The sequence below is a fragment of the Stenotrophomonas sp. YIM B06876 genome, from assembly GCF_030711595.1.
In the GTDB taxonomy this organism is placed as follows: domain Bacteria; phylum Pseudomonadota; class Gammaproteobacteria; order Xanthomonadales; family Xanthomonadaceae; genus Stenotrophomonas.
The window spans coordinates 1-1,262 of sequence record NZ_JAUJUJ010000230.1; the positions used below are offsets into that span (position 1 = coordinate 1).

Genomic DNA, 1,262 nt, shown 5'->3' on the forward strand with positions numbered 1-1,262 from the left:
CGTGACGGTGATGGTCGACATGCCCTACGACGACCCGGAGCCGGTCGCCTCGCGGCCGCAACTCGACGCCAAGATCGCCGAGGTCGAGCGCGAATGCCATGTCGACGTGGCACTGTTCGGCACGCTGAACGAAACACATGGCCTGCAGGCCGCTGCCGGCCTGATCGAGGGCGGTGTCTGCGCCTTCAAGTTCTCGACCTTCGAGGCCACGCCAGGGCGCTTTCCGCGCGTCGAAGAAGACGTGCTCGAAGAGGCTTTCCGCCTGATCGCGCCCTCGGGCCTGGCCTGCGGCGTGCACAACCAGATGCAGGAACTCACGCGCAAGAACATCCAGCGCCTGGTCGAAGCCGGCGACACCGGATGGGACGCCTTCATGCGCGCGCANCGCCTGATCGCGCCCTCGGGCCTGGCCTGCGGCGTGCACAACCAGATGCAGGAACTCACGCGCAAGAACATCCAGCGCCTGGTCGAAGCCGGCGACACCGGATGGGACGCCTTCATGCGCGCGCACCCGCCGCTGATCGAGAACCTCGCCACCGCGCTGATCTATGAGATCGGCGCCGCGACCGGCGCCCGCGCCCATGCGGTCCACGTGTCGACCTCGCGCGGCTTCGAGATCTGCAACATGTACCGCCGCGCCGGCCACCGCGCCAGCATCGAGACCTGCATCCAGTACCTCATGCTGAACCACGAAGAGCACACCAAGCGCTTCGGCGCCAAGACCAAGCACTACCCGCCGATCCGTCCCAAGGCCGAGATGGAGCTGCTGTGGACGCACATCGCCAACGGCGAGTGCACCTTCGTCTCGTCCGACCACGTGAGCTGGGGCCTGGAGCGCAAGGGCAACCCGAACGTGTTCAAGAACGCGTCGGGCGGCCCGGGCTTGGAGACGCTGCTGCCCGCCTTCTGGACCGGCTGCGAGGAGCACGGCATCTCGCCGACCATGGTGGTCAAGCAGCTGTGCGCCAATCCGGCGCGCCACTTTCTGCTGGACGACCGCAAGGGCTCGCTCGATGTCGGCATGGACGCCGACATCGTCATCGTCCAGCCCGAGCGCTACGCCTTCGACCCGTCGAACAGCCTGTCGGCCGTGCAGTGGAGCTCCTTCGAAGGCCGCACCTTCAACGTGCGCGTGGCGGCCACCTATTGCCGCGGCGTGCTGGCCTTCGACGGCCGCCAAGCGACCAGCCCCAAGGGCTTCGGGCAGTTCCTGCGGCCCAAATCGTCGACGGCGGCACACTGAGCCTTGCCTTCCCCCTGCC

1 protein-coding gene is annotated in these 1,262 nt (G+C 67.6%); it reads left to right on the plus strand.

The features are described 5' to 3' along the window. The coding region (locus QZH66_RS16325) for an amidohydrolase family protein (protein WP_305806930.1) at nucleotides 1–1,243 on the plus strand (1,243 nt) is incomplete at its 5' end. Nucleotides 1,244–1,262: the final 19 nt, after the last annotated feature.